This window comes from Vibrio sp. 14N.309.X.WAT.E.F5 (genome assembly GCF_030397615.1).
Taxonomy (GTDB): Bacteria; Pseudomonadota; Gammaproteobacteria; order Enterobacterales; family Vibrionaceae; genus Vibrio; species Vibrio lentus.
Genome location: NZ_JAPNXR010000001.1, coordinates 209,016 through 228,490, shown reverse-complemented (window position 1 = coordinate 228,490; position 19,475 = coordinate 209,016). Strand labels below are relative to the sequence as shown.

13 protein-coding genes are annotated in these 19,475 nt (G+C 45.9%); 4 read left to right on the top strand and 9 right to left on the bottom strand.

The features are described from left to right. Positions 1 to 101: 101 nt before the first annotated feature. From OW495_RS00970 to OW495_RS00945, 6 genes are all read right to left on the bottom strand, one after another. Entirely contained in the window at positions 102 to 1,211 is a 1,110-nt protein-coding gene (locus OW495_RS00970) for a diguanylate cyclase (RefSeq protein ID WP_017109718.1), read from the bottom strand. Positions 1,212 to 1,481: 270 nt separating this feature from the next. Beyond that, on the bottom strand, positions 1,482 to 2,714 hold the full coding sequence (locus OW495_RS00965) for a hypothetical protein (RefSeq protein WP_102535873.1): 1,233 nt from the start codon (positions 2,712 to 2,714) through the stop codon (positions 1,482 to 1,484). A 9-nt stretch (positions 2,715 to 2,723) separates the two neighbouring features. Then, positions 2,724 to 3,515: an outer membrane lipoprotein-sorting protein gene (locus OW495_RS00960; RefSeq protein WP_099166777.1), complete on the bottom strand. Its 792-nt coding sequence runs from the start codon at positions 3,513 to 3,515 to the stop codon at positions 2,724 to 2,726. Between the two features lie 44 nt (positions 3,516 to 3,559). Then, entirely contained in the window at positions 3,560 to 6,139 is a 2,580-nt protein-coding gene (locus OW495_RS00955) for an MMPL family transporter (protein WP_289884432.1), read from the bottom strand. 121 nt (positions 6,140 to 6,260) lie between these two features. After that, complete coding sequence (locus OW495_RS00950; RefSeq protein ID WP_099166775.1) at positions 6,261 to 7,046, bottom strand: TetR/AcrR family transcriptional regulator; 786 nt, start codon at positions 7,044 to 7,046, stop codon at positions 6,261 to 6,263. Positions 7,047 to 7,411: 365 nt separating this feature from the next. Next, positions 7,412 to 8,596 (bottom strand): hypothetical protein, encoded by a 1,185-nt coding sequence (locus OW495_RS00945; RefSeq protein WP_065103719.1) that lies wholly within the window; start codon positions 8,594 to 8,596, stop codon positions 7,412 to 7,414. A 264-nt stretch (positions 8,597 to 8,860) separates the two neighbouring features. Here OW495_RS00945 and OW495_RS00940 point away from each other — a divergent pair, with 264 nt between their 5' ends. Continuing rightward, complete coding sequence (locus tag OW495_RS00940; RefSeq protein ID WP_065112291.1) at positions 8,861 to 9,646, top strand: hypothetical protein; 786 nt, start codon at positions 8,861 to 8,863, stop codon at positions 9,644 to 9,646. Continuing rightward, the gene (locus OW495_RS00935) at positions 9,567 to 10,361 is read left to right on the top strand and encodes a hypothetical protein (RefSeq protein ID WP_099166773.1); all 795 of its coding nucleotides are present in this window, start codon (positions 9,567 to 9,569) and stop codon (positions 10,359 to 10,361) included. Before OW495_RS00940 ends, OW495_RS00935 begins: the two co-directional genes overlap by 80 nt. A 150-nt stretch (positions 10,362 to 10,511) precedes the next feature. On the opposite strand, the gene OW495_RS00930 is transcribed toward OW495_RS00935, so the two are convergent. The 3 genes from OW495_RS00930 to OW495_RS00920 all read right to left on the bottom strand — a co-directional run bounded on the left by OW495_RS00930 (position 10,512) and on the right by OW495_RS00920 (position 16,766). Then, positions 10,512 to 11,006 (bottom strand): outer membrane beta-barrel protein, encoded by a 495-nt coding sequence (locus OW495_RS00930; RefSeq protein ID WP_099166772.1) that lies wholly within the window; start codon positions 11,004 to 11,006, stop codon positions 10,512 to 10,514. A 142-nt stretch (positions 11,007 to 11,148) separates the two neighbouring features. Then, on the bottom strand, positions 11,149 to 15,249 hold the full coding sequence (gene hrpA / locus OW495_RS00925) for an ATP-dependent RNA helicase HrpA (protein WP_099166771.1): 4,101 nt from the start codon (positions 15,247 to 15,249) through the stop codon (positions 11,149 to 11,151). A 200-nt stretch (positions 15,250 to 15,449) separates the two neighbouring features. Further along, positions 15,450 to 16,766, bottom strand: coding sequence for a MipA/OmpV family protein (locus OW495_RS00920; RefSeq protein WP_102291633.1), 1,317 nt, complete (start codon positions 16,764 to 16,766; stop codon positions 15,450 to 15,452). A gap of 81 nt (positions 16,767 to 16,847) precedes the next feature. On the opposite strand from OW495_RS00920, the gene OW495_RS00915 reads away from it, so the two are divergent. Together OW495_RS00915 and OW495_RS00910 are read left to right on the top strand one after the other, a co-directional pair. Beyond that, positions 16,848 to 17,405, top strand: coding sequence for a hypothetical protein (locus OW495_RS00915; protein WP_076671553.1), 558 nt, complete (start codon positions 16,848 to 16,850; stop codon positions 17,403 to 17,405). A gap of 8 nt (positions 17,406 to 17,413) precedes the next feature. Then, the gene (locus tag OW495_RS00910; protein WP_099166769.1) at positions 17,414 to 19,447 is read left to right on the top strand and encodes an alkaline phosphatase D family protein; all 2,034 of its coding nucleotides are present in this window, start codon (positions 17,414 to 17,416) and stop codon (positions 19,445 to 19,447) included. The last annotated feature ends 28 nt before the right edge of the window (positions 19,448 to 19,475 follow it).

The window sequence follows — 19,475 nt, the reverse complement described above, 5'->3', positions numbered from 1 at the left end:
ATCGCGCTCAAAAAATAAAGCGAGCTAGGTTTTAGATTTAAAGTGAACTGAGCGCTAAAACTGACGAGAGCTATGGTTCTAAGTCTTAAGTAAATCGAGATCTAAATCTGAATCGAACAAACGCTGTTCTTCCCCGCGTTTTTCGCTAAATAAACGGACTCATCAGCCGCTTTAATCAATTCATTCATGGTTTCGAATTCTTGGGTCATTTCAGCCACACCGACACTAATGCTGCCAATCCAAGCTTGGTTGCCGGTTTCGACCTCTAATTCAGACACTTTCTGGCGAGTCGTTTCTGCGATGTGCATGCCCCCTTTAAGATCGGTATCAGGGCAAATCACCAAGAATTCATCGCCCCCTAATCGGCACACAATATCATCGTTGCGGAATGTGTTTTTCAGTTCGCGTGAGAGGGTTTTTAACACCAAATCACCTGCATCATGGCCACTTGTGTCATTAATGCGCTTGAAGTGGTCGGCATCAATCATAATGCACACCAAAGGCACGCCAAGTTCTTTGGAGTCTTGCCAATGTACGGCTAACTGTTTGAAAGCACAGCGGCGGTTAGGCAAATTAGTGAGTGAGTCTGTTAAGGAGAGTTCTTCAAGTTTCTTATTCGCTTGTTTTAACTCTGCCGTACGTTCCTCGACTTTGTCTTCGAGTAACTGGTTGAAGCGTAACAACTGTTTGTTGCGTTCAGAGACCTGCTCAAATAAGCCTTTAAGCGCGGCTAATAAAGGGATGGTTGACGAGTCTTGCTGCTTTTCTTCTGCCTCAAAGGCTTGGAGGGGTGTTGCGCCCTCTTCTATCGCGGCCACTTGTCGCGCCATGTTTTGGTCGATGCCGAGGATGTGATAAGCAAGCCAATGAATGAGGAAGTCCAGTAGGTGACGTGCTGACGCCTGATCTTCTTCCAAGATGAAAGCTTGCATGCTGTAGATATCTTGCATAAACACACGATGCACTTTGATGTGTTCTTCAATGTGTAAGTCATAGAGTCCGCAATCTCTCATCAAAGATTCTTCTTCTTTAAAATGAAATTCGGCATAGCGTGTGAGATCGAGTAAAGCGACGCTCATGTCGTCTATAGAGATCGTATTCTCTGACAACAGGTTTCCGTAGTGATTGATAAAACCAACAAGGTATTGATGTTGTTCGTCTACGACACCAATGCCTGTTTCAAAGTTTTTATCCCAATTAAATGAATTCATAAATCCCTTAGGGCCGATACCACCAGCACAATTTACATGCATATCCGGAGGTTATAGAGGTTCGAAAAATATAACCATCTTACCTGTGGGGCTATTCGATTGTTTGATCCACTTTATAAAAAGACGACGTTGAACATTCTAAATATGGCTCATCTTAAATTTGAGACGCTCCCCTTAAGAAGAACGCCTCATGAAGCTAATATTTACTTTTTGGAAATGGCAATTTTTTGGAAGCGCTAACTTGTTGGAAATACTCACTTTTTGTAAAGACTAAAAATAGTATTCCAACGCCATCTCAACAAAGTCGTCCTTACGCGCGAAGAACAACAAGTCTTCTGGGGTTTCGTTCTCAAACAACCAAGCGTTCAATCGCCACTTGAGGTTGTTGTTGATGCGGCTTGATGCTTCCAACTTGGCACTGTAGACATCGCTGTTATCTAAGTCTTGAGTGATGCCTGTAAGCACTTCGGTTCCGTCTTCATCGTTCAAAGCGAAACGCGCGCCAAGGAACACATCGTTTTGGCCGATGGTTTGGGCGTTATTGCCTCGGCTGTCATACAGGTATTCAGCAATGAAGCCGATGTCCCAATACGATTCAAGCGCCCCAACCCATGTGTATTCAAAACCTGTCGCGACGCCTGTGTGGTTGTCGTAACTGTCGCGATAAATGCTTTCCAGCTTCCATAACCAATCACCAATAATGCCTTGTACATCGAGTCCGAAGTGCTGCATTTGCGCGTAATACGGCTTGAGTTCATTGCCCTCTACACGGTAATAAGGGTCGCGGTTTGTACCACCTAAGTAGCTTAAACCGACATCCCAATCGCCGTACATTTGGCTATAGCGCAGTGCTACATCAACGTGCTTTTCTTCTCGCGATGATTCGTAAAGCGCATCGTCTGAAACGGGGACGGGCGTTCTTAATCGACCGTCTTCCCCTGCGAAGGTACGCTCACGAAAATACGGCAGTAGCATGGCATCGATGGTTCCCCAGTCTTTGATCGACGTGAAGTGCACCATTGGCTGACCCAATTTGGATTCACCATCGACCGATTCAATGGCATCGGTTTGGTTGACCACATCGACCAAGTGCGCCGATTCGGTTACGCCCCAAAACACCTTGCCTACACCGGCTCGCAGTTCATAATCATCCCAATAATTGAGATACAGAGCTTCACGAACGTCGCCATGGGTGCGCTCATCGTCTTCGCTGTCTAGGCGATAAAACGGGGTGAAGGTAAAGCTGCCGTTGCCCTCTTGTTGCTCCCAGTAAAACTCTGGCTGCAACACCAGTGAGCTTTGCCCTTTATCCTGCCCTTGCAAGCCGTCGCTAAAGAACTGCCTGTGTTCAAGGTTAATCTGCCCTGCGAGTTCCGGACTAATCTGTTCTACGAACTCAGAGCTAAAACCAGCCGCGACACATGGCAACGACACTTGCATTAGCCCAACTGTCGCCGCCAAAGTTAAAGATAACTGCGTTCCTGTTAACACAATCCTTTTCATATTCTTGCCTTACTTTGCGCGTTTAAGTGTGTTTTTTTGAAAATCCTTGTCCTTAAGACCGGTCTGGAAGGCTAAATCTGTCGTCGTTAATACCGTGCTTTTGCCTGTTTGGTGGTTTTGCATCGACATAGTGTGTGCGCGCCAGTATTGGTTTAGGTATTGTTTGTAGTCTTGGAACGAGAGGGTTTTGAGTAATGCGCCTTTACGGTCGTAAAACTCCACTTGAACTGGGCGGTAATATTGTTGGTCTAGCCATACCTTTTGCATGGTGTAACCAGAGTTTTTATCGGTCGGTACTTGCTCTAAAACAAAGGTATCGACACCTTCGATTTTGGCGTCTTCAATGTAGTTGAACGTATACTTTCCTAACTCGAACGAGCTCAAGTCTTCGTAAGCAAATTCACTGCCCATAAACGGGCCCGATTTGTTGCGTGAAGAGATGCGTTTTACACGTTTCAATGCAGGCAGATACAACCATTGATCATCCGATTTAGTGATGTGTGAATGGTTTAGAAAAGCCGTGCCTTTTACGTCGCGAGGCTCGTCAAAAATCGTCAGCCCTTTATCACCATCGTCATCCACTTCTAACGATTTCAATCGCATTAGGCGTGTGCTGCTTTCTCCTTGTTTGTTGCGAAGTAGCATTTCCATGGTCGCGACTGAATCGCCCCACCCCATATCGACGGCTTTGCGTTGCTCGGCGATTTCTAAGCCTTTCGCTGGGTCGGCTAACGCAGGGAAAGCTAATACCGCGCCCATACTGAATAATGTAGTAACGAATGTTTGTTTAACGCTTTTCATAAATTTCTCCTTGAGTCAGCCCACCGCAGCAGGCTGACGATTCCTTATTTAGTCGAAGTAGACAGTTCGCCAGTCGAGCTAGGCTGCGACTTGGTGTCTGGCTTTGATCCGTGCTGAGTTTTAACTGCATAGTGAGTCTGTTTGTCGAAGATCATCAGCAAGCTAGGTAGCAAGATGAAGTCGACTACTAGCGCAATGAAAATCACAATCGCGCTGAGTAAGCCCATGTCGGAATTGAGTCTGAAGCTCGACATCGCTAGTACAGAGAAGCCAGCCACTAACACAACTGTGGTGATCCACAACGCACGGCCAACAGTGTGGAAGGCGTAACGAACGGCTTCCTCCGCTGATTTCCCTTCTAGTCGTGCTCGTTGGTATTTACTCAAGAAATGCACTGCATCATCGACCACGATACCCAATGTAAGGGTGACTACGACCGACAAACCCAAGTTGATTTCGCCCGAGATCAACGCCCATAAACCAAAGCCGATAATCGCAGGGGCAATGTTTGGCACTAGGCTGATCACACCCAAGCGAACCGAGCGCAATGCGAAGATCATCAAGCCAGAGATAAGCACTAAGGTAATAGGCAGAGTTGATAGCATGCTCGCCATATTGGTTTCACCGATGTGAGCAAACATCAGTGATGGGCTCGACGCGACTACTTCATATTGCGGCGCATTGGCGGCAAACCATGAGTAGATGCGTTCTTCGAGTTCCACCAATTCCAAGCTGCCGAGGTTGTCTACCGTCAGCACCATTTTTATCGATGATTTATCGACGTTGATTTGGTTGTTCAAGTCCAAGCCGTATGGCAATGACATCTCGTAAAGCAGTAGGTATTGTGCCGCGAGTTCACGGTTAAGTGGCAATTGGTAATAGCTGTCGTCGTCACCATGCATGTTCTTATTCAAACGCATGTAAACATCGGAAAGCGTGGCCACATGATCGGTTTCTGGTTGTACGCGTAGCCAATCGGTAAAGTCACCAATCGCTTGCAAGAACACAGGATCAGCAATCGCTTGAGATTCGTTGGTTTTCACCGCAATACTGATGGTCGTCATGCCGCTTACAGTCTCTTCCATGAAATCGGCTGCTTGTCTGAATTCACTTGAGGTATCGAAATACTTCACCGATTCATCATTCACTTTGTTCAATGGAATTAACGCGGCAGCGCCAACAATCACTAAGGTCGAAATCGGCAGCAGTGCTTTGCGGTTGGTCACCACAAAGTCGCCCAGTTTATCCATGAAGGTCACTTTGTTTTGTGCGGCCTCATTGGCTGGCAAGGTCTTCACTGGCAAGAGCTTTAACAGCGCAGGAAGCATAGTCACAGAGAGGAAACACGCGATGATCACACCCAATGCCGACAAGTTACCGAAGTCTCGCAATACGGGAGAATCCGACATGTTCATCATCAAGAAACCAATCGCTGTGGTGACAGAAGTAATTAAGATCGGCATCGCATTCAACTTGATGCTGTATTGAATGGCTCGTGCTTTCTCCATCCCGCGCTGCATCGCTTGTCTCATGGTCACAATCACGTGAACACAATCGGCAACCGCAAGGGTTAATACCAAGGTTGGAACGTTAACCGTCGCGGTGCTGAGGAACATCCCTGCCCAGCCAGACAAACCCATGGTCGCGACAATCGACGAGATAATCACAACTAAGGTAGCCACCACACTAAAGAATGAGCGCAACATAAAGGTCAGGAACACCAACACCACCAACAGCATTAACGGAACGAGTGTTGAGCTGTCTTCTTGAGCCGACATCATAAACGCGTTGTTCATGGCAATGATGCCCGCTTTATGGAATTCGACATTCGGGGAATCGGCTTGGTACTTGGCGATCATAGTATTGATGGCCGCGATCACTTCTTGCACTTCGGCGGTTTTATCCACTTCAGGCAATTGCACGGTGACGTTGACAATGGTCACGTCACCAGAGGCTGAAACTAGTGCGTTTTTAAGCAGTGGTTCGTTGAGCGCAATCTGTTTTACTTTAGCGATTCGCTCTGGTGTGTGCTCATATTCTTCATACAGCAGGTCTTCGACCAAGAGGTCGTCTTCAACGGCTTCGGTATGCTGATAATTGGCCAGCGAATCGACACGGCTTGAGTACGGGATCTGCCACGAATCAACCGTGAGGTTTTGAATTAAGGTGAGGGTTTCTGGGGTGAAGACATTGCCATCTTCAGGTGCGATAACAATCGCGAGGTTGTCGGTTTTCGCAAAGGTGGTTTGGATTTCGTCGAACGCCATCAACTGTTTGTTGGTGCCTTCGAAGAAGATGTTGTAGTCCCCTCTAAAGTAGAGGTTCTTCGCACCAAAAGCAGAAAGCATGATGATTGAAAAAACCACCAGCAAAACGATAAACGAACGCTTAGTCGGTATTGAGTGCCAACTGTTATCTAGATTATGAGCCTGTTGACCTAAGTTGGACGATTGACTCTCTAAATCGGGGTTATTAGCTAGATCGAGGTTACTGGTTGAATCAGGGTTACTCATTAAATCAGAGCTATTAGCTAAATTGGGCTTCTGGCTGTCATGTTCCATCACAGTCTCCATTTGTGACGATTCGTCATAGTTGTGTCTTAAAAAGCCAGCCGAAGCTGACAAAAGACACAATTCTTAGTCATACACTCAAGAAAACCAAAACCACGTTAGGCTAAACTTAAGTTTATGACGAATCGTCATAAATGGTTATTAATAAACCCACATGAGTGGGCTTAATGGAAGCTTATCTACCTACTGATTCTAAGTAAGTGATTTCTTCACTGAACAGTTCTTGTTCTACACGACGCCAAGTTTTTCGGTAATCCCAATCGCTAGAAAGGGGTTGCCAACTTAGGCCGTCTAAAAGCATGTTCGCGTTATGTAATACTGAATACGGGTCTTGTAACCGCTTGATACAATGACTGTTTGATGCGTTTTGCGACAAGGCATTTGAACCAAATGCGATTGACCAGTTTGCAAACACGATGGCATCTGAACCCACACCAGAAGAGAACTTTAGGTCACCCGCTTCTACCGCTTGGTTAACCATAGAATCGGCTTGTTCAATCACCAACTCTTCCAGTTCGTTCATCTCGGTTACTCGTGCACTAGACGCTTTCTCTAGTACCCACGGGCTTTTCGCCATGATCGCACAAGTTGATAGTACCGGTTCCATGCGAGCATAGATTCGGTAAGCAACGTGTAGTGCGACGATCTTTTCACGTGTGTTGCCTTCAAACTCTCCAGAGCGAGCAAACATCAATGCCTCGGCCTTTAAAGAATGAATACACAAAGCTAAAACCACATCTTCTTTGCTGCAAAAGTGATTGTATATCGTACCTTTAGAATAGCAGCTCGCAGCCGTCAGTTTATCCATCGTGAGGTTTCCGAACCCTTGTTCTCGAACCAGATCTTTTGCTAACAACATCAATTCTACTTCTCGGTCTGCGATAGACTGCTGCTTTTTAGACAACACGCCTTTGCAACCAAAGATACCTTGTTTATCGCCTTTACAACTAAAGCCAAACATAATTTTTCAGTCCGTATATGAGCTTAGCCGTTATCTAAGCTTCGCCAGTATTTAAAACGCTCCTATCCAATATATTAACACGAATGGTAAATTCATGTAGCCAACCATTTTGTGACGCTTCGTCATTTCTGACTTATCGTCATAATAGCGCAAATATTGATCATATCAAGGCGTTTTATAAATTAAATACATTTTGTGAATGGGAAGAGGATAAATGGAAAATAGCTAAGAAGATCATCAATAGTCACTACGCGACGTACAAAAAAGCCAGCGACGACCAAAATCGCTGGCTTGGAAGGTTTCATAGCCTCTGATGACTGTTTAAAGCTGACACACCCTAGAAGTTAAAGCTCAGGCAATACCGACTAAAGCAGTGCCTTGCCATTCTCACCTTGTGCATACAATGCGAGGCTAATGGTCTTCAAGGCTTCTGACTCGGTTTCACTGACAGTTAACGACGACACCGTGCTACCGTTCAGTCGGCTCAACATCTGCCTAACGATCATCAGTTGTGGCCTCACGCCAGGAATACGGGTATCAATAAATTGGAACCACTCTGGGCTCATGTGGTGCTTCACTTTGTCCAACACATCTTTATTAACGATGGTGAAGGTTTTGGCGCCCTCTTTAGCATCACGCAAGATATCGTAAATCACATGTTCTTTCTCTTTGGCGACCAACATACCCGATATGTTGAGCTGTAACTCACCAATGATGCCGTTTTGCATCTTCAAGAAGAACTTGATGTCTTTGTATCCCGACTTTTGCGCTTTGGTATTGAAACGGTCGAGCCCGGATAACTGAGAACCAAATCCATAGCGATCTTTCAAAGCAGACTGGTAGTGTTCTAGGTCTCTGAACTCTTTGGTTCTTGATATAAACACCTTCGCCGCTGACATCGCTTTTACGCTGTCGAACTCAATGGTCATGCGGGCACAGTCTTTGAGGTCTCCAATATCATCTAGCGGGTTTCGGTTGGTGATCTTATCCAATGCGCCATTGAAGCTCTTAATGCCACCATACGCGCCCGGTGGAACCGATAGCTTACCATTGAACATTGAGACAACATGCTTAGAGAACTCTTTTAGCTCTTCTTGCGCTTGAATGATGTCACGATACATCATGAATAACTGCTTACGCTTTAGATGGGCATTCGCCAGTTGGTTCTTGGCTTTAAAGCTCGCCCCCTTCGACATGATCTTTGAAGAGCCGTTGGTCGAACTCACCACATTGCCTTGCATCTCTTCGCTCAGGTAAGTTTTGAACGCGTTATCGTCTGTTAGAATCGAATACATCAACTGCGCGACTTTACCCTGATCGGTATTGCGAAAGGATTGTCCTTGTAAGCTGGCTTTCAATTCAGCCAATGCTTGTTGATAAGCCTTGTTATTGACTAGGCGAAAGCCTTGAGACATATGAGTCGATTTATCGATATGTTTAAGTACTTCTGGCTTTCGCTTTTTAATCTCTTCTTTCTTCAATTCCCATTCTGTCTTGGTAAACGAGGTTCCGTTTTCCGGCATCATGGTGAATTCCACACTGGTTGGCATACAGTCTCCTTCTGTCGTGTCCTTCCTTGGCGGGTATAAACCCTTACTTTTTTAGGTATTTATTCGTTCTGTTGCTCATTTCAACATAGCAACTCAGGTAGCTCACAACCAAAAATTTGTTGGCTTATGCTAAGTTTCTGGGTCTGACCTCTCCTTATGGTTATTATTTGTCTCACTAATGCCGTTTTCTGTTAAGTTGCTATAAATTCAGTAAGGGGTGACTTACAATAGAGTCAACGACCTACCTTTTTTGAGAACACGATATTGAGCGCCAAATATTCTTATTTAGCTTGGCAAGTGAATACTTCTAGCCCGGCAGAAAAGCTTGTTTTATTGATGCTTGCAGACGGTGCTGACGAGTTCGGTTACACCAACGTATGCCTGCAATCAGCAAGTCAGCTTTGTGCTCTCTCTACATTCGGTTTAGCCGACTGCCTTAAGTGTTTAGTCGACCAAGGTTTTCTCGATAAGGTAAAAGTAGATTATCGAGATAAGAAAGAGATCCACGTTTTCAAAATGCTCATTGAGCAAGAGCAAGCTGCGGTTCACGTTGAGACTCAACCGACCAATAGTATTCCGGTCTACTCTACGGCACCTGCACCTGCACCTGCACCTGCACCTGCACCTAAGTTTCAGCCAGCTCCGGCACCGATGCAAAACATGCAGCATGCCCCTCGCCCACAAAGCCGAGGCTCAATGACCAGCAATACCGTTTCAACTCATGATTTGGATGAAGAGAACATTCCAACATGGGCGGAACGTGCGTTTAAATTCTCCGGCCTTGCTGGTGACCATAGCTTAATATGGAAAAAATTTGTCCTCTGGTATAAAGCCAAAGCCAATGAACTAATGCCAATATCACGCATCGAATCTAAGTTGCAGTACTGGTTAGTTAACGAGAAGCAAAATGAAAGACAACAACAGCAGAAGACCTCTCAATATTCAGGAAATGCAGGACAAGCTCAAGGAAATGGGTATCGACAAAAGCTTAGCCCATCTGAACGCTTCAGGCAGCAGCTCATTCAAAAAGGCAAAAAGCCAACCTTCTGAGCCAGCTTCACCTGTTGTGCCTGAGGCTACCGTTCTGCCTAAAGGTTCAGTAGTACCTGACGTTATTGAAGCGCAAAGTACCGAAGTAAATGTAGCGGCTCAACAAGCTGCCGGCTCTGGTGCGTCTCAGCAAGTGCCCGTTGTTGATCAAGATCCAGCAGAATTAGAGCTGACCGATTGGTGTATCCATGTGTTCGGTTCTTTCTTGAGCGTGTACGAAACTCAGTGGGAATACCAATACGGTAGTGAACCAAGCGGTAAGTTTCTTGAGTTTGCCCACTCTGTTGACTCAGACGGCCTTAACCGCGTGCTAATGCACTGTCATGAACGTATTCAACTTGGCAACAGTTGGCCGCCGCAAATGGGCGAGCTTTGGATCCTGAAGGATTCACTGACAGAGGAAGAGCTGCTTGATAGCCGCATTCGTGTGTTGTCGCGCACTGCTGTGAACAAGATTGAGAAGTGGTTAATCCAGAACAAACTGTACGACTTAAAGCGTACGGCTGAAAACAAGCTTGATGGCCTGTTTAAGAAATACTATTTGGAAGCGAAGCGTTTAGATGAGAAAGGCATGCTGGAAACAGAATTGCCGCAGTTCCTTCTTGCTGCTAACTCAGTGAAGAACCTAAACGACTTGAAACGCGAAGAGTATGAAAGCCAACACGGTAAAGCGATTAACCCAAGAATCCAAAAGATTCTAAACAGCAAAAAATAGCGCTGCTCGCTTAACTTATACCGCTTAAGTCAACGACATTACTATTCTACAGATACAAAAATGCCAGCTATCAAGCTGGCATTTTTTATGAATTCTAACGAACTCTTTAACGACTATCCGACCGTTACTTACGATCGCCTTACTGATTAATTACAGTAGGTGGATAGTTGCGTTTAGAGAGAAGATGCCTGCGTCGTCATCTTTCATTTTGAAGTTTTGGTAGCTAGCGCCTACAGATAGTGGACCAAAGATGAAGTATTCTGCGCCAACAGCAAACATTACGTCTACATCGTCTTGCTTAAAGCCGTCAGCTTTAAGTTCGTAAGAGTGAAGGCCACCTTTCGCGTATACGTGTAGAGGACCGAAATCGATGCTTGGTTTGATTGCAAGGTATGCAGTGCTCGCATCCATGTTGCTTAGGTCACGATTGCCGTATTTAATGCTATCGAAAGAACCTAGATCCCAGTAACCCGCTTCAACACCGATCAGTGGCAGGATGCCTGTACCCACGTGGATACCCATCGCCGTTTCTTCTTCGCTACCGAATGAGTTTTGACCACCCATTACGCCGCCGTACAACCAAGAATCAGCCATTGCTGTTGAAGATGCACCTAGCAGTGCTAGTGCCAATAACGTTTTTTTCATATTCGACCTTTTCGTCCTAGTGGCAGGCCTTGCGTGGTAATAAATTGCCACCAAGTCGCCCTTTTTGTAGTAACTATTTAATTAGTAATGCAATAAGCAAGATTTATACCCAAACCTTGCCATTGCGTCTAGCTTTATTCCTTTAGCAAGCATCAATAGCGTTTTTAACACGCTTATCTGAAACTGGGTAAGGCGTACCGAGCTGCTGTGCGAAGAAGCTTACACGAAGCTCTTCTATCATCCAACGCACCTCTTTTACATTTTCTGGAACCGCGATCCCTTTTGGAATCTTATTAAGCAGCTCTTTGTAATCGTTCATTACTGACTCAACTTTGATCATATGAAGACGATCTTTGTTCGGGTCAATCGGCAGTTTTTCCATACGACGCTCAATGGCTTTCATATAGCGTAGAATATCCGGCAGACGTTTCCACCCGCATTCTGTGGCAAACCCCTTAAAAATCAAACCTTCTACCTGAGCTTTTATGTCTGAAAGCGCAAATGCCATAGAAAGATCGACACGTCCCTTCAGTTTCTTACTGATGCTGAATGCTGTGGTTAAGATGGTTTCAACCTGTTGAGCAATCTCAACGACACTGTCACCCAACTCTGCACGTACGTGTTCTTTCAGTGCTTCAAACTGCTCAGGCTCCCAAACTAAACCGCCCTTCTCTTCAATCAGCTTATCAATACCACAAGCGATACAGTCATCGATAAGATCGAGTACCTGTCCGTATGGGTTGAAATACAAGCCAAGCTTAGATTTGTTCGGCAAATTCGAGTGCAAGTATTTGATCGGCGATGGCACGTTCAACAAGATTAAACGACGCTGACCCGATTTCATTGCTGAGATCTGCTCTTGCTCGGTTTCGAACAGTTTGATCTCTACGCTGTCTTTAGAATCCACCAGCGCTGGGAAGGCTTTAACATCGTAGCCGCCACGCTTCTGTTGGTAGACTTTTGGTAACTCACCAAAGCTCCACGTATGCAGGTTCTGCTGTTCGATATCATCGTCTGCAACTTTAGAAAGCGTTTCTTGAACCTTGTCTTTCAGGCTCTCTTTCAGTTCATGCAGGTCTTTCTGTTCTTTCAGCTTACGCTTACGATGATCCACGGCGCGGAATGTTACCTTTAAGTGCTCTGGGATCTGGTCTAACTTCCAGTCATCACGCACCACTTCCACACCTGTCATGCGGCGCAGCTCTTTCTCAAGCGAATCCAACAACGGTGCTTCAAGTGGTGTCACACGAGCCAAGAACGCATCTGCATAGTTTGGCGCAGGCACAAAGTTACGGCGTAGCGTTTTTGGTAGTGACTTAATCAGGCTAATCACCAGTTCCTGACGTAGGCCTGGGATCTGCCAATCAAAACCGTTTTGGTCGATTTGATTCAAGATAGGCAGCGGAATGTGGACCGTTACACCATCGTTGTCGTCGCCCGGCTCAAATTGATAGCTCAGCTTCAGCTTAATACCATTTTGGTGCCAGAAGTTCGGGTAATCCAAATCGGTAACATGGCTAGCATCGCCACGGAACAACATCGACTTTTCGAAGTTCAGCAGTTCCGGTGTTTTCTGACTGGTCTTCTTCCACCATGTATCAAAGTGACGACCAGATACCGCCTCTTCACCAACACGCTGATCATAGAAATCGAACAGCTCATCATCGTCGATCAAGATGTCACGACGACGCGATTTATGTTCTAGCTCTTCCACTTCTTGTAGAAGCTTACGGTTTTGTTTGAAGAAGGCATGTTTAGTTTCCCACTCACCTTCAACAAGTGCGCTACGTACAAACAGCTCACGGCTGACGGTTGCGTCAATCGCGCCGTAGTTCACTAAACGTTTAGGGATGATTGGGATTCCGTAAAGCATCACTTTCTCGTGTGCCATTACGGCCGCTTGCTTCTTCGACCAATGTGGTTCGCTGTAGCTGCGCTTAATCAGGTGTTTCGCTAGTGGTTCAATCCATTCAGGCTGAATCTTCGCGATAACACGACCCCAAAGTTTTGAGGTTTCTACCAGCTCAGCAGACATGATCCACTTAGGCTGTTTCTTAAATAGGCCAGACGCAGGGAAGATATGGAAGCGCGCATTACGAGCACCTTGATATTCATTCTTCTCTTGGTCTTTCATACCAATGTGCGAAAGCAAACCTGATAGCAATGACATATGAATGCCATCGTAGCTGCCCGGTTCTGTATTCAACTTAGTGTCCAATTCACGCATTGCTTGGTGAATTTGGAAGTACACATCTTGCCATTCACGGATACGTAAATAGTTCAGGTAATCTTGCTTACACTGTTTGCGGAACTGGTTACTCGACAACTCTTTTTGCTGCTGCTTAACGTAATCCCATAGGTTCACAAACGTGATGAAATCAGACTCTTTATCGAAGAAGCGCTTGTGCTTATCGTCAGACGATTGTTGCTTGTCTGATGGACGCTCACGCGGATCTTGAATCGACAACGCAGACGCAATCACCATGACTTCGTGCAAACAGCGGTTGCTTGGCGCTTCAATCACCATACGCGCTAAACGCGGATCAATCGGCAGCTTAGCGAGCTTGCGACCAATAGCGGTTAGCTTCTTCTTGTCGTCGCCATGATTCTTGTTTTTGTTTGCAGCGGGTTCAGCTGTTGCGATCGCACCAAGCTCTTCAAGCAGTCTTACACCATCTTGAATGTTGCGCTTATCTGGCGCTTCAACAAATGGGAATGCTTGAATATCGCCTAAACCTAGCGCTGTCATCTGAAGGATAACGGATGCTAGGTTAGTACGAAGAATCTCTGGGTCAGTAAACTCTGGGCGTGATTCGAAATCTTCCTCAGAGTACAGACGAATACAGATACCTTCCGCAACACGACCACAACGACCTTTACGCTGGTTCGCACTCGCTTGAGATACTGGCTCAATCGGTAGGCGTTGTACTTTAGTTCGATAGCTGTAACGGCTAATACGCGCCGTACCCGGGTCGATGACATACTTAATGCCCGGAACGGTTAATGAGGTCTCTGCGACGTTGGTTGCCAGAACGATGCGTCGACCAGTATGAGACTGGAAGATTCGGTTCTGTTCACCCGCAGAAAGACGCGCGTAAAGTGGTACGATTTCGGTATCGCGTAAATTACGCTTACTTAGAGAATCGGCCGTGTCACGAATTTCACGCTCACCGTTCATGAAGATCAAGATATCGCCTTGCCCTTCATCACAAAGCTCATCCACCGCTTCAAATATGCCTTCGATTTGGTCACGGTCTGAATCACTTTCATCACCACCTAATGGGCGGTAACGCGTATCTACAGGGTACGTTCGGCCTGAAACTTCAATGATAGGTGCATTATTAAAGTGCTTCGAGAAACGCTCTGGATCGATGGTCGCTGATGTAATGATAACTTTAAGATCAGGACGCTTTGGCAGAAGCTCTCTTAAGTAACCCATGATGAAGTCAATGTTCAGGCTACGTTCGTGGGCTTCATCGATGATGATGGTGTCGTATTGGCTTAAGAAACGGTCGTGCTGAATTTCCGCCAGTAGAATACCGTCGGTCATCAGTTTGATTTGTGTGTTATCAGAAATTTGGTCGTTAAAACGAACCTTATAACCAACAAAGTCACCCAACTGTGTTTCCATCTCTTCCGCGATGCGGTTTGCAACCGAACGAGCCGCAAGACGACGAGGCTGAGTGTGGCCAATTAAGCCGAAGCGGCCACGGCCAAGCTCAGAACAAATCTTTGGTAACTGGGTAGTTTTACCCGAACCCGTTTCGCCCGCCACGATAACCACTTGGTTTTCAGAAATGGCTTTCGCAATATCATCGCGCTTTTGGCTAACAGGGAGAATCTCTGGGTATTCTATGGTTGGTTTGTGCGAGGCACGCTGATTTGCCGTCATCATTGACTTGGCAATGTCTAACGCTATCTCATCGAAGACAACGTTCTTAGATTGTTCGTTTTTAATTCTACTCGCACCAGCAATTCGCTTACTCAGACGGAAGCGATCGCGCATCATACATTCGTTGAGCGCTTTACGAAGAGAGGCTGGGCTATTTTGAGATGCTTTTGTATTGGCTGCTGCTGAATGATCGGCAGGTTTAGCTTTTGATTGATTAGCTTTTGGCTGTTTAGCTTTTAATTGCTTAGCAGGTCGGTTCGATGCAGGCTTATTCGATTTCGCGTCGTTCTGTGGAGAACTTGGCTGTGCTGCATTCTTGTTGTTGTCTGCTTTTTCCGGAGACGAAGTCAAAGCGTGTCCTATTCTTGTACTTATTAAACTCGCGCGATTGTACCACAAGTCTCAAACAAAAAAGCCTGACAACAAAGGGAAAACCTTTTGCTATCAGGCTGATTCTTTAAGCTAACACTAGCGAAGGCTATGAAAGCAAGGTCGAATACAAACCGTATGTATCGAAACGGCTGTTAAAAACGTCCCCATAAAAGCCGCAATTAGAATTCGTACTGGAAGTAAACGGTGTTGTAGTTACTGCCGCCTTTGATACGACCAAACTGGGATGCGTTTTCAAATATCGCAGAACGATGATGCAACGAGTAGCCGAACCACAAGTTGTTCAAATCGTTCTTACCGATTAAGTCGCCGACGTTCACATCAAATGAGAAGTCTAAGTAATTCAACAGATGGCTTGCTGTATATCCTTTACGGTCCATCTCCGAGCCTTCGATATAGGTAATCGAATCGATGTAAGACATACCTTCTGCCACACCAACGCGCCACTGAGTTGGCCAATCAAAGGTGTAATACGCTTTGATTGCAATAATGTATTCGGTGCTGCTCGATTGAACGTCTGAACTCCAGTGGTGCGCGATACCTGGCGTTAGGTAGATATCTAATGGGAAGCCGAAGATTTCATCGGTTAATGGGTGGCCATAGAAGAACGAAGTAAGTTGGTTGTTGTATTCGTCTTTCTCCGCATTGAACTTCATGATGTCGCCAATGTTTGATGGCGTTGCCCAACCGTGTGCCACACGCAGATAAGGTGCATTGCTTAGCTTAGGTTTCGGCGCTTTCTCTTTATCATTAAAAAAGCCAAAGCCGAAGTAGAGTTCACCTTGGTAACGGTCTTCAATAATCGATGAATCGTAGGCGTTGTCATCCAATCGAGTCACACTGGTTGAACCCAATAAGTACAAGTTCGAAACCACATGGTAACGCGCTTCTACACCGACATTCAGATCCACACCTGCGCCAATGGTTTCGCCCGTAGCAGAATAGTATTCACTGTTGAAATCGGCACTCTTGTAACGCAACGTAGCGCTCGGAGAAAACTCCCAATCACCGGTTTCATACTTGGCTTTTGCACGCAGGTTACCGTGGAAGTTGTATTCACTGTCACTCATGATTTCCGTTTCGACGCCCCATTGCTCATCAAGTTGATAAGTAAATTGAGCACCGAAATCGGCGGTATCACCTTCTATGGCGTTTTGCTCTGAAGCTGGGATATCAATAAAACGCATACGAGAAATAGCGTTCAGTGACCACTTTTCATCATCGGCTTGATAGAGGTATGCGCCCATTTCAGTGCCGTCGATGAATACGTAATCGTTCTTGAAGAACAACATCGGCACAAACGAGCTCACCGATTGGTCACCACCAGACGTGTCGTAAGGAATGCTCGCAGTACGGAACATTGCGGCAATGCCCCATTCTTGCTCTTCAGCAGCCCACGCCACGCTATTACCTAGAAAAGCGTTACCTAATAAAACCGCCCCATACGAAATGAGCTTCGGTGAAAATTTGTGCTTCATTCTTGTGTCATTGCTCTTTGTAATAAATATTGTGTTACTGAATAGACATTTATTGGCCATGCCAGCCAACTAATTTTAGGTTTGATCGACATTGACCGTTACAATGTAGAATATTCTCGGTTAAATGAAAGTATTGTGAAAGTCTCAGAATTACAAAACATTATAGACCACTTACCCAATGATTCCGACCCAGATATCGTTATGGGCGAGGAATGGCTGCCAGAGCGATTGGTCAATACAAAGTTAGACGGTGAGCTGCTGTTTATGGAGTTCGATAACGCCCCTGAAGAAAACCAAGGGGACGACGAAGGCCGTGGCTTTGTTGAGCACGAGATAGCTATGATTCGAGAAAAGCTTGAACAGTTGTTAGACGAACCTTCCGATACCAAGACTAAAGCCGATGCCCTATTGGCAATATTTCTAATGGGTCATGAACTTTCTAGCTCAGAAGTTATCGAAGTTCTTGAAACAACAGAAGCTGAGATGGCTGAGTCTGAGGTTATGGAGCTCGAGGAAAATGAGGCTGGTATGGCGCTACCGGCAACATCTGCGCTCGAAATTAACGAGCCTCAAACACCAGAACTCGAAACCTCTGCTCTTGAAACGAAACATCTCAACGACTCACCTCCAACGATTTAGGAACCGCATTGAAACGCTCGACGACATCACCTCTTCCCTTATTGCTTGCTGGCCCAATTTTAAGAAAAACCACCGCAACTGAGGTGGTACTCTGGATAGTCACCAGCGCCCCACTTTCGGGCACAACTCAACTATTCAATGCAGAGCAAGAAACGCCTTTTTATTCGTCATCACTCGATGAGCAAGAGTCGATACAAGTCGGCACACACGCTTGGGTCACCTTGATTCATTTACAGGGTGAGTTCCCCACCAACGTTCCGTTGGAATATCAAATAGAGACTGAGCAAGGTTCAATCACTGAGCTGGCTCCGCATTTGGTTTACAAGGACACGCGAACCAACAACGACAGTTCTCGAATCGAATTTAAGATATCTACAGCTGCCGACTACATTTTGCATGGCTCTTGTCGTAACCCACACCATCCAAGCAAAGACAGCTTAGTCGCTGCAGACAACAAAATCGCCAATCAAACGGTACTTGAACGACCAGATATGTTGATGATGAGCGGCGACCAAATCTACGCTGATCATGTGGCAGGCCCAACGCTGGATGCCATTCAGCAAGTGATTCAGTTGCTTGGCCTAGTTGGTGAAGCATTACCAACCGACTCACAAGTCAGCCAAATCAATAGCAGCGATGCCTTGTTTGAGAGTGAATATCACCTCTATCAACGCCATCACCTACTGCCACACCACAACACTTCGGATTCGCTGCTCGATAAGTTATTCCCTAAACGCGGGATTCCTATCTTTAGCTCGACCGATTGTGAGAATCACTTGGTCACCTTGTCTGAATTCATCGCGATGTATCTGCTGGTTTGGTCCCCGACCTTGTGGCAATGCATCAACCGTGAGCGATTAATCGACAATGATTTCAAGCAGGCTGATCGTCAATTAACACCTGCCGAGCAACAACAATGGCGTGACGAAAGCATTATCATTGATGACTTCGTCGCTGGCTTGCCACAAGTACAGCGTCTGTTCGCTCATATTCCGACTTACATGATCTTCGATGACCACGATGTCACTGATGACTGGAACTTAACCGTAGGTTGGGAACATGCCGTCGATCAAAATCGCTTTGCGACTCAAGTGATTGGTAACGGCCTTGCCGCTTATTGGATGTTCCAAGGCTGGGGTAATGCGCCAGAGAAGTTCAGCAGCGAATTTATTGAGCAAACCAAGCAGCTTTTCTCTCCGGTGATTAGCAGTAACGAAAGCGAAAGCCGTGGCGAAGATAATGGTGAAAGAAATAGCGAAAGCAATGGCAAAATCAACGGCGTTCTCAGTAAGAATATCGATCCCCAACAGCACCAACAATATTTAGAGATGATCGACCGCTTTGAAGAGTGGCATTACACCATCAACACGTCACCAAAAGTGATTGTGTTGGATACTCGGACACGTCGTTGGCGCTCAGAGTCCCGTATGAACAAGCCATCGGGTTTGATGGACTGGGAAGCGCTGACGGAATTTCAGCATCAATTGATTAATCAAGAAAAGGTGGTGATTGTTTCTGCTGCGCCAATGTTCGGTGTTAAGTTCATTGAAACACTACAAAAGATGGCGACTACAATAGGTAAGCCATTGATGATCGATGCTGAAAACTGGATGGCACACCCAGGCAGTGCAAACACACTCATCAGTATCTTTACCCACACCAAAACGCCCACCAACTTTGTGGTGCTTTCTGGTGATGTCCACTACTCGTTTGCCTACGATATTAAGCTTAGGTATCGCCGAAACAGTCCGAACATCTACCAGATTACTTGTAGTGGTATCAAAAATCAGTTCCCTGCTCCATTGCTTAAATTCTGCGATGTGTGCGACCGATTATTGTATAGCCCGCGCTCAGTTCTTAACTATTTCACCAAGCGAAAGCGCCTAAGAATCGAAAAGCGTAGCCCTGACAATCAGACCTTTTATCGCCTTTCAAACCGCAGTGCAATTGGCGAGTTAAGGCTAGATAGCGACGGGAAGCCACAAGCAATTACGACGTTAAGTGGTGATGGAAAAGTCACTCGTTTTCCAGAGCCGGACTAAACAAGTGTTCCTTATTGCTGACCTCTTC